This window comes from Pseudomonas cannabina, from assembly GCF_900100365.1.
GTDB classification, from domain to species: domain Bacteria; phylum Pseudomonadota; class Gammaproteobacteria; order Pseudomonadales; family Pseudomonadaceae; genus Aquipseudomonas; species Aquipseudomonas cannabina.
This window is the reverse complement of record NZ_FNKU01000001.1, coordinates 5,213,725-5,228,842: the sequence shown is the minus strand read 5'-3', so window position 1 is coordinate 5,228,842 and position 15,118 is coordinate 5,213,725. Positions and strand designations below refer to the sequence as shown.

At 59.4% G+C, this 15,118-nt stretch carries 11 protein-coding genes and 2 tRNA genes; 2 read left to right on the top strand and 11 right to left on the bottom strand.

The window, feature by feature from the left end:
- Positions 1-149: 149 nt before the first annotated feature.
- The 8 genes from BLT55_RS24530 to rnr all read right to left on the bottom strand — a co-directional run bounded on the left by BLT55_RS24530 (position 150) and on the right by rnr (position 9,803).
- Entirely contained in the window at positions 150-2,450 is a 2,301-nt protein-coding gene (locus BLT55_RS24530; protein ID WP_054999697.1) for a YgiQ family radical SAM protein, read from the bottom strand.
- A gap of 107 nt (positions 2,451-2,557) precedes the next feature.
- On the bottom strand, positions 2,558-3,952 hold the full coding sequence (gene dnaB, locus BLT55_RS24525; protein ID WP_054999696.1) for a replicative DNA helicase: 1,395 nt from the start codon (positions 3,950-3,952) through the stop codon (positions 2,558-2,560).
- A gap of 123 nt (positions 3,953-4,075) precedes the next feature.
- Positions 4,076-4,522, bottom strand: coding sequence for a 50S ribosomal protein L9 (rplI, locus tag BLT55_RS24520; protein WP_054999695.1), 447 nt, complete (start codon positions 4,520-4,522; stop codon positions 4,076-4,078).
- Between the two features lie 19 nt (positions 4,523-4,541).
- Positions 4,542-5,438, bottom strand: a complete 897-nt coding sequence (locus BLT55_RS24515; protein ID WP_007250997.1) for a YybS family protein — start codon at positions 5,436-5,438, stop codon at positions 4,542-4,544.
- A 38-nt stretch (positions 5,439-5,476) separates the two neighbouring features.
- Positions 5,477-5,707 carry a 30S ribosomal protein S18 gene (gene rpsR, locus BLT55_RS24510; RefSeq protein WP_002551829.1) on the bottom strand — a complete coding sequence of 77 codons (231 nt, stop codon included), beginning with the start codon at positions 5,705-5,707 and terminating at the stop codon, positions 5,477-5,479.
- A gap of 28 nt (positions 5,708-5,735) precedes the next feature.
- Positions 5,736-6,161, bottom strand: a complete 426-nt coding sequence (gene rpsF, locus BLT55_RS24505) for a 30S ribosomal protein S6 (protein ID WP_002551828.1) — start codon at positions 6,159-6,161, stop codon at positions 5,736-5,738.
- A gap of 259 nt (positions 6,162-6,420) precedes the next feature.
- On the bottom strand, positions 6,421-7,173 hold the full coding sequence (gene rlmB, locus BLT55_RS24500) for a 23S rRNA (guanosine(2251)-2'-O)-methyltransferase RlmB (RefSeq protein WP_007250998.1): 753 nt from the start codon (positions 7,171-7,173) through the stop codon (positions 6,421-6,423).
- Positions 7,170-9,803, bottom strand: a complete 2,634-nt coding sequence (gene rnr, locus BLT55_RS24495) for a ribonuclease R (RefSeq protein ID WP_054999694.1) — start codon at positions 9,801-9,803, stop codon at positions 7,170-7,172. Before rnr ends, rlmB begins: the two co-directional genes overlap by 4 nt.
- A gap of 225 nt (positions 9,804-10,028) precedes the next feature.
- On the opposite strand from rnr, the gene BLT55_RS24490 reads away from it, so the two are divergent.
- Together BLT55_RS24490 and BLT55_RS24485 are read left to right on the top strand one after the other, a co-directional pair.
- Positions 10,029-10,115: transfer RNA gene (locus BLT55_RS24490), tRNA-Leu, on the top strand.
- 160 nt (positions 10,116-10,275) lie between these two features.
- Positions 10,276-10,362 (top strand) — tRNA-Leu (locus tag BLT55_RS24485).
- Between the two features lie 110 nt (positions 10,363-10,472).
- Here the strand turns inward: BLT55_RS24485 and BLT55_RS24480 are convergent.
- From BLT55_RS24480 to BLT55_RS24470, 3 genes are all read right to left on the bottom strand, one after another.
- Positions 10,473-12,407 carry a methyl-accepting chemotaxis protein gene (locus tag BLT55_RS24480; protein ID WP_054999693.1) on the bottom strand — a complete coding sequence of 645 codons (1,935 nt, stop codon included), beginning with the start codon at positions 12,405-12,407 and terminating at the stop codon, positions 10,473-10,475.
- A 171-nt stretch (positions 12,408-12,578) separates the two neighbouring features.
- Positions 12,579-13,871 (bottom strand): adenylosuccinate synthase, encoded by a 1,293-nt coding sequence (locus BLT55_RS24475; protein ID WP_007251002.1) that lies wholly within the window; start codon positions 13,869-13,871, stop codon positions 12,579-12,581.
- Positions 13,872-13,925: 54 nt separating this feature from the next.
- Positions 13,926-15,113: an ATP phosphoribosyltransferase regulatory subunit gene (locus BLT55_RS24470; protein ID WP_054999692.1), complete on the bottom strand. Its 1,188-nt coding sequence runs from the start codon at positions 15,111-15,113 to the stop codon at positions 13,926-13,928.
- Between the last annotated feature and the right edge of the window lie 5 nt (positions 15,114-15,118).

Below are 15,118 nucleotides of genomic sequence, written 5' to 3'. Positions count from 1 at the left end.
TTCTGGACGCTCTGCGTCCGATCTCGGGTCCGTGGCGTGGCGCAGATTTGTGACGCGGAGCGCCACGCAATGCATTCCGACGCTGGAGCGTGCGGAACGATAATCTCAATTATCGTGCGACGCTCTGCATCTGCTCAGAACTCCCCGGGTTAGCGTGGCACCACCGGCTTGCGCTTCGCCGGTTTGGGGCCCTTGCCTTTGGCTGCGTCCATGCGTTCTTTGGCGGCCTGTTTGTTGCGCGCCATTGCCGCGGCCTTGGCCTCTTCGCGCTTGTCCCACGGCTTGCTGCCGTCGCTTCCGCGCGGCGGCAGGCCGGTGTGTTGGGTCTGGATCAGCGTGGTCTTCCCCACCTTGTGGCTACCGGCGGGCGTCGAGTTCTTGCGACGGGCACTCTGATAAGTGTCAGTAGCAGGCTGATGCAACGGAATCAGTTGGTCCTTGCCCGGCCCGATCAGGTCGGCACGACCCATACGCTCCAGCGCTTCACGCAGCATCGGCCAGCCTTTCGGATCGTGATAGCGCAAGAAGGCCTTGTGCAGGCGACGTTGCTCTTCGCTTTTCACAATTGTGACGGCGTCACTCTTGTAAGTGACCTTGCGCAGCGGGTTCTTGCCCGAGTGATACATGGCGGTGGCCGTTGCCATCGGCGACGGATAGAACGCCTGCACCTGATCCGCACGGAAACCGTTGCCCTTGAGCCACAGCGCGAGGTTCATCATGTCTTCATCTGTCGTGCCCGGGTGGGCGGCGATGAAGTAAGGAATCAGGTACTGCTCCTTGCCCGCTTCCTTGGTGTACTTCTCGAACATGCGCTTGAACTTGTCATAGCTGCCAATGCCCGGCTTCATCATCTGGTTGAGCGGACCTTCCTCGGTGTGTTCCGGGGCAATCTTCAGGTAGCCGCCAACATGGTGCGTCACCAACTCCTTGACGTATTCCGGCGACTCGACGGCGAGGTCGTAGCGCAGGCCGGAAGCGATGAGGATCTTCTTCACGCCCGGTAATGCGCGGGCACTGCGATACAGCTGAATCAGCGACGAGTGATCGGTGTTCAGGTTCGGGCAGATGCCTGGAAATACACACGACGGCTTGCGGCAGGCCGACTCGATTTCCGGGCTTTTGCAGGCGATACGGTACATGTTCGCCGTCGGCCCGCCCAGGTCGGAGATAACGCCGGTAAAGCCAGGCACTTTATCGCGGATCTCTTCGATTTCGCGAATGATCGACTCTTCGGAACGGTTCTGGATGATCCGGCCTTCGTGCTCGGTAATGGAGCAGAACGTGCAGCCGCCGAAACAGCCACGCATGATGTTGACCGAGAAACGGATCATGTCGTAAGCAGGAATCTTTTCCTTGCCATAAGACGGATGCGGAACGCGTGCGTAAGGCATGCCGAACACGTAGTCCATTTCATCAGTAGTCATCGGAATCGGCGGCGGGTTGAACCAGACGTCGACGTCACCATGCTTCTGCACCAATGCACGGGCGTTGCCCGGATTGGTTTCCAGGTGCAACACGCGGTTGGCGTGGGCATACAGCACAGCATCGTTACGAACCTTTTCTACCGATGGCAGGCGGATGACCGTCTTGTCACGGGTCATGCGCGGGCTGGCAAGAATCTGCACTACCTTGGCTTCGTTCGGGTCTTCGACGTTGCCTTTTTCCTGCTCGATGGCGCAGGCTTGGGTGTCCTGGGTGTTGACGTACGGGTTGATGATCTTGTCGACCTTGCCCGGACGATCGATGCGCGTCGAGTCGACTTCATACCAGCCTTGCGGCGTATCGCGACGGATGAACGCGGTGCCGCGCACATCGGTGATGTCTTCGATCTTGTGGCCATAGGACAGACGCTGGGCGACTTCGACAATGGCCCGCTCGGCGTTGCCGTAGAGCAGGATGTCGGCGCAGGCGTCGATCAGGATCGAGTTGCGAATCTTGTCCTGCCAGTAGTCATAGTGCGCGATGCGGCGCAGCGAGGCTTCGATGCCGCCGAGCACGATTGGCACATGCTTGTAGGCTTCCTTGCAGCGCTGGCTGTAGACCAGACTCGCGCGGTCCGGACGCTTGCCGGCCATGCCGCCGGGCGTGTAGGCGTCGTCGGAGCGGATTTTCTTGTCGGCGGTGTAGCGGTTGATCATCGAGTCCATGTTGCCGGCAGCGACACCGAAAAACAGGTTCGGCTCGCCGAGCTTCATGAAGTCGTCTTTGGACTGCCAGTTGGGCTGCGCGATGATCCCGACCCGAAAGCCCTGTGACTCAAGCAGACGGCCGATGATTGCCATGCCGAAAGACGGGTGATCGACGTACGCATCACCGGTGACAATGATGATGTCGCAGGAATCCCAGCCAAGCAGATCCATCTCTTCCCGGCTCATCGGCAGGAAAGGTGCTGGTCCGAAACATTCGGCCCAGTACTTGGGATAGTCAAATAACGGCTTGGCTGATTGCATGTTCAGGACCTGCGTTTGCACGGTGGAAAAATCGCGGGCGCGGAATATAGCACATTTTTTGATCAAATCCGACGGGAGCGGTCGGATTTGACTGGATCACAGCGAGATCAATCTTCGTCGAAGTTGTAACTGCCGGGTGCCAGGTTCTCGAAGCGCGTGTATTTGCCGATGAACGCCAGGCGCGTGGTGCCGATGGGGCCGTTACGCTGCTTGCCGATGATGATCTCGGCAATGCCCTTGTGCTCGGTTTCCGGGTGATACACCTCGTCCCGGTAGACGAACATGATGACGTCGGCATCCTGCTCGATCGCTCCGGACTCCCGCAAGTCGGAGTTGATCGGGCGTTTGTTCGGGCGCTGCTCCAGCGAGCGGTTTAGCTGCGACAGCGCAATGACCGGGCAGTTGAATTCTTTGGCCAGCGCTTTCAACGAGCGGGAAATCTCGGAAATCTCGTTGGTCCGGTTATCGCCGCTGGAACCCGGAATCTGCATCAATTGCAGGTAGTCGATCATGATCATGGCGATTTCGCCATGCTCACGAACGATCCGCCGGGTGCGCGCGCGCATTTCCGAAGGGCTGATGCCCGCAGTGTCGTCGATGAACAGCTTGCGGTCATTGAGCAGATTGACCGCTGACGTCAGACGCGGCCAGTCATCATCGTCCAGACGACCGGCGCGCACTTTGGTCTGGTCGATACGACCGAGCGACGAAAGCATACGCATGATCAGCGATTCGCCTGGCATTTCCAGCGAGTAGACCAGAACCACCTTGTCGCTGCGTAACACCGCGTTTTCGACCAGGTTCATGGCGAAGGTGGTTTTACCCATCGACGGACGACCGGCGACGATGATCAGATCGGACGGCTGCAGGCCGCTGGTTTTTTCGTCCAGGTCGGTGTAGCCGGTGGACAGGCCGGTGATGGCATTGTCGCTGTTGAACAGGGTGTCGATGCGGTCGATGGCTTTGGTCAGCAGGTCGTTGACGCTGACCGGGCCGCCGGTCTTGGGCCGCGCTTCGGCAATCTGAAAGATCTGCCGTTCGGCTTCGTCGAGAATCTCTTCGGCGGTTCGTCCTTCCGGGTTGAACGCACTGTCAGCGATTTCGGTACTGATGCCGATCAGTTGGCGAAGCGTGGCCCGCGCACGGACGATCTGCGCGTAGGCCTTGATGTTGGCCACGGACGGCGTGTTTTTTGCCAGCTCGCTGAGATAGCCCAGGCCACCGACCTGCGAGGTCTGCCCTTCCTTGTCCAATTGCTCGGCCAGAGTGACCACGTCGATCGGGCTGTTCTGATCGGCCAGCCGGGCAATGGCGCGGAAAATCAGGCGGTGGTCATGTCGATAGAAATCACCATCCGAGACTTGATCGAGCACGCGCTCCCAGGCGTTGTTGTCCAGCATCAAGCCACCGAGTACCGCCTGTTCGGCCTCGATGGAGTGTGGCGGCACCTTGAGGGCAGCGGTTTGCAGATCGTATTGCTTGGGGGCGGATATATCGTTCATGGCCACTTTAATTCGGGGTTTGCAGAATGGGGATGGCACAAAGACAAAGGGCACGACCTGTAAACAGGATCGTGCCCGATGTTAATCCTCTGACGACAATGCCGCCAGACGATTCAGTATTGCTTAAGCAGCCACTACGACAACGCGTACGGTCGCTTCTACGTCGCTGTGCAGGTGCACGGCTACGTCGAATTCGCCAACGTTGCGGATAGTGCCGTTCGGCAGACGAACTTCGCTTTTTGCAACTTCAACGCCAGAGGCGGTCAGTGCATCAGCGATGTCGTGAGTACCGATCGAACCGAACAGCTTGCCTTCGTCGCCAGCGGTGGCAGTGATAGTCACTTCCAGCTCAGCCAGTTGCGCAGCGCGAGTTTCGGCAGATGCTTTCTTGTCTGCAGCCAGTTTTTCCAGCTCGGCACGACGCTCTTCAAACGCAGCCACGTTGGCAGCGGTTGCACCGGTTGCTTTGCCGTAAGGCAGCAGGTAGTTACGACCGTAACCGGCCTTAACGTTTACTTTGTCGCCCAGGTTGCCCAGGTTGGCGACTTTTTCCAGAAGGATCAGTTGCATGTGGAAATCCTCTTAACTTTTAACCTTCACCGTTCGCAGGACCATTGCCGGAATCTTTCGAACCCCGGCGACCGCGAAAATCAATCAGGCTGTCGACAATGGCAATTACCACGAGCAACGGATAAATCAGCTGCATGAACACCAGCAGCGTTATGTACATCCCTACCAGCCAGAAACGGGACAGGCGCTTTTCAGCAACCAGACCGTGAATCAGAGCCAGCCCGGCGAACACCAGCGGTACGCTGCACAGCGGTGTCAGCATCGCTATCTGCGGACCGAAATTCGGCCCCACCAGCATGCACACCAAAAGCACCAACGCAGCCACCAGCGGAAGCTTCACGGCGCGAAATTCACGCCCGAAACCGCCAGGGTTGTACAACATCGCTTGCCAGTACCGCCCAAGAAGCAGGCACAACACACTGACGATTTGCAACACAGCCGCTATCAGGCCATTCAGGACAGGGGCAATCAGTGCTCCCAGGCGCGCTCGCTCTTCTACGTTCATCTGCTCGTAGAGCCCGGCCAGCATTGTCGGCAGATGTTTCTGCAACTCCTGCGACATTGCTTCCAGAGGTTCGCGAAAAACCGTGCCCAGAATGACTGCATACACCACACCCAACGCTACGCTGACCAGCAGCACGCGGACCCAGGACTCGCTGGCACGCAAAACCATTGCCAAACCCAGCGAACCGGCCAGCACCATGGCTGTACGAGGTTCGCCGAAATACCACCAGACCAAAGCCGGCAGCAGAGCCCAGGCCAGGACACCAACGGCATCACTGAACCCGCGTCGCAGGAGCACAAGGCACCCTGCGGCAGCACTCAACCAGAACAACAGCGGCAATGCCGCACATCCAGCCACTACAAGAGTGGCCTGCATACGGCCGCGCATGATGAATTCAGCCAGGGCACGCATGCTTTTATCCTTTGTTACGTTTTGTCGACTACCTGGTCTCAGCGGCCGTGGCTGTCGGTGTAGGCCAGCAGGGCCAGGAAGCGGGCACGCTTGATAGCGGTGGCCAGCTGACGCTGATAACGTGCTTTGGTACCTGTGATACGGCTTGGAACGATTTTGCCGGTCTCGGATACGTAGGCTTTCAGAGTGTTGAGATCTTTGTAATCGATCTCTTTGACGTCTTCAGCGGTGAAGCGGCAGAATTTACGACGACGGAAGAAACGTGCCATGTAATTGGCTCCTCAAAAGGTCCGTGGATTACTCGTCAGCGTTATCGCTAACGTCGCTGTTGTCGCCGTCATCGCCATCGGCGCTGTCGGAGTGCTCAGGACGGTCACGACGCTCACGGCGCTCACTGCGGTTCTCTTCAGCCTTGAGCATCTCGGACTGGCCAGTTACGGCTTCGTCGCGACGGATGACCAGGTTACGGATCACAGCATCGTTGTAACGGAAGTTGTCTTCCAGCTCGGCCAGAGCCTTGCCAGTGCACTCAACGTTCAGCATCACGTAGTGAGCCTTGTGAACATTGTTGATTGCGTAAGCCAGTTGACGACGGCCCCAATCTTCCAGACGGTGGATTTTGCCGCCGTCTTCTTCGATCAGCTTGGTGTAACGCTCTACCATGCCGCCGACTTGCTCGCTTTGATCCGGGTGGACCAAAAAGATAATTTCGTAATGACGCATGAATGCTCCTTACGGGTTGTAGCCTGCCGCTCAAATAGCGGTCAGACAAGGAGTGAATGACACTGTTGGTCTTGCTCAGGGACAGGCACGTTCGCGCCTGCCGTGACAGCAAGGGGCGCAAGTGTAGAGAAGGCAGCTGCAAGCTGCAAGTGGAAAGCTACAAAGGGAAGCCAGTTGCAAGCCACAAGTGGAAAGCTGCAAGCAAAAACAATCCGCTTCTGGCTTGAGGCTTTCCACTTGCAGCGTGCAGCTAAACCACTTAGGACTTCCGTTTCGCGGAGCGCTGACGCAGCGCTTCGAACAGACACACACCGGTCGCGACCGACACGTTAAGGCTGCTGACGCTGCCCGCCATCGGCAGGCGCACCAGGTAATCGCAGTGCTCGCGGGTCAGGCGACGCATGCCCTTGCCTTCCGCGCCCATGATGATGATCGTCGGGCCGGTCAGATCCTGCTGATACAGCTCGACCTCGGCCTCGCCTGCCGTACCGACCACCCACAAGCCGCGCTGCTGAAGCTTTTCCAGCGTACGCGCCAGGTTGGTCACGGCCACCAGCGGGATCACTTCGGCCGCACCGCAGGCAACTTTTCGCACAGCAGGCGTCAAGGTTGCCGACTTGTCCTTGGGCACGATAACAGCCAGCGCACCGGCCGCATCGGCAGTGCGCAGGCAAGCGCCCAGATTATGCGGATCGGTCACGCCGTCGAGCACGAGCAACAATGGCGGGCCTTCGCTTCGGTCCAGCAGCTCTTCGAGCATCGCCTCGCCCCAGACCTGACTCGGGCTGACGTCGGCAACTACACCTTGGTGAACACCTTCGACCCAAGCATCCATTTCACGGCGCTCGGCCTGCCCGATGGTCACACGATTCTCGCTCGCCAGCGCAACCAGCGTCTGAACACGAGGGTCGTTACGACCCTCGGCCAGCCAGATGTGCTTGACGCGTTTCGGATGGTGACGAAGCAAAGCTTCTACGGCGTGCACGCCGTAGATTTTTTCCAGCTGACTCATGACTTGGCCTTGGGTTTACGAGCGCCACTGCTTTTTGCAGCCGGCGCGGAGCCCGTCTTCGACGGACCTTTACGGTGCTTGCTGGCCGGTTTGTCCGATGAAGGCGCAGAACCCGACCTGTCAGACTTTCCCGACGACGTCTTGCTACCACCCTTTGCGTCAGCCAAAAGCGCTTTTTTCAGTTCGCGACTTTTACGCACTTCTGCGTTTTTCGCCGCCGCATCGCCTGGGCGATACGCTTCGGAACCGGTCTCCTTGGCCGAAGACTTGCTGCGACCTGACTTGGCGGCAGGCGCCTTGGCTTTTTCAGCGGTGGCTGCAGCAGGTGGCGCAGTGTCATGACCCCGACGCTTGCGACCGACCGGAGTTGCCGCTGCTGCGGTCTCGGAAATTTCAAAGTCGATCTTGCGCTCATCCAGATCGACACGCATGACACGCACTTCAACGGTGTCGCCCAGGCGGAAATTACGCCCGGTGCGCTCGCCGGCAAGGCGGTGATGCAGCGGATCGAAATGGTAATAGTCACCCGGCAGAGCGGTGACGTGGACCAGACCTTCGACATAGATGTCAGTCAGCTCGACGAACAGACCAAAGCCGGTCACGGCCGTGATCACGCCCGGGAACGACTCGCCGACGCGATCTTTCATGTACTCGCACTTGAGCCAGTTGACCACATCACGCGTGGCTTCGTCGGCACGGCGCTCGCTCATCGAGCACTGTTCGCCCAATTGTTCGAGCAGCGCTTCGTCATACGGATAGATGCGCGCTTTCGGGATCGTTGCAGCACCGGCACGGCGGACGTGCGGGGTATCCTGCTTGGAACGGATGACGCTGCGAATCGCACGGTGGGTCAGCAGATCCGGATAACGACGGATCGGCGACGTGAAGTGCGTATACGCTTCGTAATTCAGACCGAAGTGGCCGTTATTGTCGGAGCTGTACACCGCCTGGCTCAACGAACGCAGCATCACGGTCTGAATCAGGTGGTAGTCCGGGCGATCACGAACAGTCTCGAGCAGCGCCTGATAGTCCTTCGGCGTAGGGCCTTCCTTGCCTTTGTGCAAGGTCAGACCCAACTCACCGAGGAACGCGCGGAGTTTTTCCAGACGCTCAGGCGGCGGACCGTCGTGAACGCGGTACAACGCAGGAATTTCATGCTTCTTCAGGAACTGCGCGGTGGCCACGTTGGCGGCCAGCATGCACTCTTCGATCAGCTTGTGAGCATCGTTGCGGGTAGTCGGACGGATTTCGGCAATCTTGCGCTCGGAACCGAAGATGATCCGGGTTTCCTGAGTTTCGAAATCGATCGCACCACGCACATGACGCGCACCCAGCAGCACCTTGTACATGGCATAAAGCTGCTTGAGGTGCGGGACCACATCGCCGTATTCACCACGCAAGCTCTTCGCTTCGGCGGTTTTCGGCTGTTCCAGGATCGTGCTGACCTTGTTGTAGGTCAGGCGGGCATGGGAATGGATGATGCCTTCGTAGAAGACATAATCGGTCATCTCGCCGGTCTTGGAGATAGTCATCTCGCAGACCATGGCCAGACGATCGACATGCGGGTTCAACGAGCAAAGGCCGTTGGACAATTGCTCCGGCAGCATCGGTACGACGCGCTCGGGGAAGTACACCGAGTTGCCACGCACCTGAGATTCAGCATCCAGCGCCGAGCCGATCTTCACGTAGCTCGATACGTCAGCAATTGCCACGTAGAGCTTCCAGCCGCCAGAGAACAACCGCAGTTTGCCCGGCTTGGCTTCACAATAAACCGCATCGTCGAAGTCGCGAGCGTCTTCGCCATCGATGGTCACGAAAGGCAAGTGGCGCAAGTCGACGCGGTTTTCCTTGTCCTTATCTTCGACTTCCGGCTTGAGCTTGGCAGCCTCCTTGAGGACGGCTTCAGGCCATACGTGCGGGATGTCGTACGTGCGCAGCGCGACGTCGATTTCCATGCCCGGCGCCATGTAGTTGCCAACCACTTCGACCACGTCACCTTGCGGCTGGAAGCGCGGGGTTGGCCAGTGGGTGATTTTCACCTCTACGAACTGGCCGATCTTGGCGCTGTTGTTACGGCCCGGCGTGACCAGCACTTCCTGCTGGATTTTCGGATTATCCGGAACAACGAAGCCAATGCCGCTTTCTTCGAAATAGCGACCCACGATGGTTTCGTGCGCTCGCGAGATCACTTCGACGATCACGCCTTCACGACGACCCCGGCGATCAAGACCGGAAACCCGCGCCAGCGCACGATCACCGTCGAACACCAGGCGCATTTGCGCCGGGCTCATGAACAGGTCATCGGAACCATCATCAGGGACCAGAAAGCCGAAGCCGTCGCGATGGCCGGATATGCGACCCAGAATCAGGTCCAGCTTATCAACCGGCGCGTAGGTGCCGCGACGTGTGTAGATCAATTGGGCGTCGCGTTCCATCGCACGAAGGCGACGGCGCAGAGCCTCGAATTGGTCTTCGGTGGTCAGGCCGAATTCTTCGACCAGTTGCTCGCGACTGGCCGGCGAACCGCGCTCGGCAAGGTGCTGCAAGATCAGCTCGCGGCTGGGAATAGGGTTTTCGTATTTTTCCGCTTCACGAGCGGCCTCGGGATCGAGGGACTGCCAATCGGCCATTAGATAGTTTTCACCTTGTATATATAGGGGTTAGTTTGGCATAGACCTCATGAAACGGGAAATTTCACGCTCAAACCACCCGACAAAAAGCGTGTTCTACCACGCTGAAACACCCGAAACACGCTGCCCACGATTTTTTTGGACTTTTTTTCACCGCCGGGGTTTACAGCCCAAAAGGCGCTCCGTATAGTGCGCGCCATCGACAGGCTGATGCTTGTCGATACTGCCCAGATGGTGAAATTGGTAGACACGCCAGCTTCAGGTGCTGGTGACCGCAAGGTCGTGGAAGTTCGAGTCTTCTTCTGGGCACCAATTCAGGCAACAGACTACAGCAGTCTCAAGCCACACAAAAACCCGCGAAAGCGGGTTTTTGCATTTTCCGGCTTTGATTATTAAATCAAAACAGGGGTTTACAGAGTAAAACGATGGCCGTATAGTGCGCCCCATCAACGGCGTACACGCTGCTGATACTGCCCAGATGGTGAAATTGGTAGACACGCCAGCTTCAGGTGCTGGTGACCGCAAGGTCGTGGAAGTTCGAGTCTTCTTCTGGGCACCAATTCAAACAAAACCGAGCCAATGGCTCGGTTTTGTGCTTTTCGGGATTTGAAAATATTTTCGCCTTGCCCAGGCACGCCGCCCCAAGGGGTGACGCAGCAGACAAGAGCATCATGCGCGGAACTGCCCCAGGCTCGCCTTCAACTGTGCTGCCAGCCCATTGAGCACCTTGCCACTGGCGGTCGTCGCCACCACTGCCTTGGCAGCACGCTCGGCCTGAGCGTGAATCACCTCGACCCGACCACGTACCGCCTGCGCACCTTCGGCCTGATGAACGGCAGCCTGGGTCGCCAGCCCGATGGCCGCGTGCACTTGCTCCACAGAGGCCTGCACCGTCTGCTGCCGCTTGACGCTGTCGCGCAGCACTTCCAGACCTTCCTTGGCCTGACGACCGGCAATGCCGATGGCGGCAACCGCCTCTTTCGCGCCGCGCTGCAAGGCCACGATGTGCTCCTGGATGTCGCCGGTCGAACTTTGCGTCTTGCTGGCCAGCGCACGCACCTCATCGGCCACCACGGCAAAGCCCCTGCCCGTCTCGCCCGCCCTCGCCGCTTCGATAGCCGCGTTCAGTGCGAGCAGATTGGTTTGCTCGGCAATGCCGTGGATCACTTCCAGCACGACTTCAATCTGCTGACTTTGCTGCGCCAGACGCTCGATCACCTGCGCGCCGGTCTCGACCTGTCCGGCCAGCGCCTCGATCAGACCGCCCACCTGATTGGAAGTACGGGTGTTTTCGTCGGTGGCCTGCTTGATGTCGATCACCTGGCGCAACGCCGCCTGCATCGCATGACTTTCCGACTGCGCCTCGTCAGCCATCTGCTCCAGCGCCTTCAGACTGGCCGCCACTTCGTCACGCTGCAACTCGGCCGCGGCATCGGCACCGGCATTGCGCTCGCTCATGGCACCAATTTCCACACCGGTGCGCTGTGCCACCTCGCCGGCTTCGCGCACGATCGGTTGCAGCTTGTCGATGAAGCGGTTGACCGCCGCCGACATGTCGCCAATTTCGTCATTGCTGTCCAGCTTGACGCGCTTGGTCAGGTCGCCCTCACCGGCCGCCAGATCATTCAGTGCGGCGATCAGCAGATGCAGTTTGCTGACCACACGACGCCCCAGCACTACGGCCAGCAATAGCAAAACACCCAGCCCCACCAGCGCCAGGCCCATGCCGATCCGCCAGCGCAAGGTTTCAGCCGCATCCTGAACCGCGACACGGGTATTGCCGGTCATTGCAGTCGCTGCGGCCTGAGCGGATTGCAGCCGGGTGCGCAGCGCCGTCGAGCTGTCCTTTGAGGCGCTGGCAAGGCTGCCGGAAACCAGTTGCTCGCCGCTGGTGATCAGCGTTGCGAAACGCTTGTCCAGCGCTGCCAGGTTCTCCTCGACGGTCGCCGTGGACACGCCCATGCGTACTCTGCCGATTTCCACACCGTTAGGGCTGATAGAAGCTTCGACGTAATACACCGAAGGATCGTTTTTCGCAGCGTTCAGAACTTTGTCCATCGCCCGCTCGCCTTCACCCTTGGCCAGCAGCGCCTTGACCAGCGGGTTATCCCGGTTCATGTAGCGGGTGAGGTGCTCGCCCGCCGCGTCGTCATAAACCACGAACAACACGTTGGGATTGCGCTGGGCGCGCCGCGCAAATTCTGAAAGGGTCGGTGTGTCGTTATCCCACATGGCTCGCGGGGCGACGGCGGCCAGCAATTCGGCCATGTCAGTGGCGGATTCTCTGAGGTCTTTTTCCAGCGTGGCTCGTAGTTGCCCCTGCTCATCTTTGAGGCGCGTCGACAGTCCGACGCTCAGGCGTTGCCGGGTGCTGGCAGACAGAGCATCGAGGCTCGACGTCACTTCGCTACTCGCCAGCTCAAGCTCGGAGGAAAGATGTTGCGAATCTACCCCAAGGCGAGTGGCCAGATCCGCCTCAAGGGCCGAGACCGTGCTTCGGGTCAGCGCAACCGCCACCACAACCTGCACCAAAAGGGCGATGCCCAGTGCAATGAAGACTGGGCGCAGCAGACGACTTTGCAAAAGAGACAGGACAGCTGACACAGGAGAATCCTTCCACCATGAGCGCCATTAAAATGATGGCACTTTTCTGTCATCTTTGTAGCAAGCGCCGTGCCGTGACACAAGTCTCACTTTTGCCGGATTGGCTGCGCCTGCCGCTGAACGCAAAAAGGGCCGCTAAACGCGGCCCTTCTGGCACAGCCCGGTGACGTATCAGCCGAACGGGTGACGCAGAACGATGGTTTCGTTGCGGTCAGGACCGGTCGAAATGATGTCGATCGGCGCACCGACCAGCTCTTCGACACGCTTGATGTAAGCGCGTGCAGCGGCAGGCAGTTCTTCGAGGGTCTTGGCACCCAGCGTGGACTCGCTCCAGCCCGGCATCTGCTCGTAGACCGGACGCAGGCCGAGGTAGCTGTCAGCATCGGTCGGCGCATCGATGACCGCGCCTTCTTCGTTCTCGTAGCCGATGCAGATGTTGATGGTTTCCAGACCATCGAGCACGTCCAGCTTGGTCAGGCACAGGCCCGAGATGCTGTTGATTTCGATGGCGCGACGCAGGATGACGGCATCGAACCAGCCGCAACGACGGGCACGGCCGGTAGTTGCGCCGAACTCGTGACCACGCTTGGCCAGGAAAGCACCCACGTCGTCGAACAGTTCGGTCGGGAACGGACCCGATCCTACGCGCGTGGTGTAGGCCTTGGTGATGCCCAGGATGTAATCCAGGTACATCGGACCGAAGCCGGAACCGGTGGCGATACCGCCCGCCGTGGTGTTGGAACTGGTCACGTACGGATACGTACCGTGGTCGATATCCAGCAGCGAACCCTGAGCGCCTTCGAACATGATGTCTTTGCCGTCGCGACGCATTTCATGCAGCGCAGCGGTGACATCGAGCATCAGCGGCTTGAGCATGTCAGCGTATTCCATGCACTCGTCGAGTGTCTTCTGGAAGTCGATGGCAGGCTCTTTGTAGTAATTGACCAGCACGAAGTTGTGGTAGTCGAGCAGTTCGCCCAGCTTGGCGGCGAAACGCTCGCGATGGAACAGGTCACCGATGCGCAGACCGCGACGTGCAACCTTGTCTTCGTAAGCCGGGCCGATACCACGACCGGTTGTGCCGATCTTGAACTCGCCGCGGGCTTTCTCACGGGCCTGGTCCAGCGCGACGTGGTAAGACAGGATCAGTGGGCAGGACGGGCTGATGCGCAGGCGCTCGCGCACCGGAATGCCTTTCTCTTCCAGCTTGATGATTTCGCGCAGGAGCGCGTCGGGAGCAACCACCACACCGTTACCGATCAGGCACTGCACGCCTTCGCGCAGTACACCGGACGGAATCAGGTGCAATACGGTTTTCTCACCGTCGATCACCAGGGTGTGGCCCGCATTGTGGCCACCCTGATAGCGAACCACGGCGGTAGCATGTTCGGTCAGCAGATCAACGATCTTGCCTTTGCCCTCATCACCCCATTGAGTGCCCAGGACTACGACATTCTTACCCATAACACTTGTCCTCATTCACGCAAACTTGGTGCCGGCGGCGGCCGGCAGGAATACTCAAGAAGCCAGCGGCATTACCTGCCAGTGCTCGCCATGCTGAATCAATTGCCGGTCACAGTCGGCTTCACGCGCCGCGCTCACCTGCTGCCCAGGCAAAGCCTGAACCACACGCTGACCTTCGCTGCGCAACTGGCATACCCGCTGCCAGAGTGCCGCATCTGTGCTGTCCGGCACCCAGATGCCTCCGGACGGTAAAACGATTTCTGCCTGCCCCAGGGTCACCAGGGTTTTAAGATCCGTGGAAAAGCCGGTCGCCGGGCGAGCACGACCAAAGTCGGCACCGATGTCATCGTAACGACCGCCCTGGGCAATCGCCTGGCCCACACCCGGCACGAACACCGCGAACACCACACCGGTATGGTAATGGTAGCCACGCAGCTCACCGAGATCGAAATACAGCGGCAACTGCGGGAAACGGGTGGCGAGACGGTCTGCAATGGCCAACAGGTCATCCAGTGCCGCCAACACTGGCGCAGGCGCGCCAGCCAGACGATCACGCGCAGCATCGAGCACGTCGCGGCCACCGCACAGATCGACCAGCGCGCGCAGCATCGACGCCAGCTCCTGCGGCAGATCGGCCGTCAGGGCAATCACTTCGTCGATAGCCTTGCGTTGCAGCGCATCGAACAGCTGCTGTTCGACTTCACCCGACAGCCCGGCAGCACGCGCCAGCCCACGGTAGATGCCGACATGCCCGAGGTCCATGTGCACATCCGGCACTTCGGCCAGCTGCAACATGGCCAGCATCAGGCTGATCACTTCGACATCGCTGCTCGGGCTCGCATCGCCATACAGCTCTGCGCCAAGCTGAATCGGGCTGCGCGATGAAGACAGCGCACGCGGCTGGGCGTGCAGGACACTGCCCGCGTAGCACAGACGGCTCGGGCCTTCGCGCTTGAGCGTGTGTGCATCGATGCGCGCAACCTGCGGCGTGATGTCGGCACGAAAGCCCATCTGCCGGCCCGATTGCGGGTCGATGACCTTGAAAGTACGCAGATCCAGGTCCGAGCCAGCGCCAGTCAGCAGGGACTCCAGATATTCGATATGCGGGGTGACGACGAATTCATAGCCCCAGCTCTGAAACAGATCCAACACCTGACGGCGCGCCACTTCAATGCGCGCCGCTTCTGGTGGCAGTACTTCTTCGATGCCATCTGGTAGCAGCCAGCGGTCAACCGTTGCCATTACGC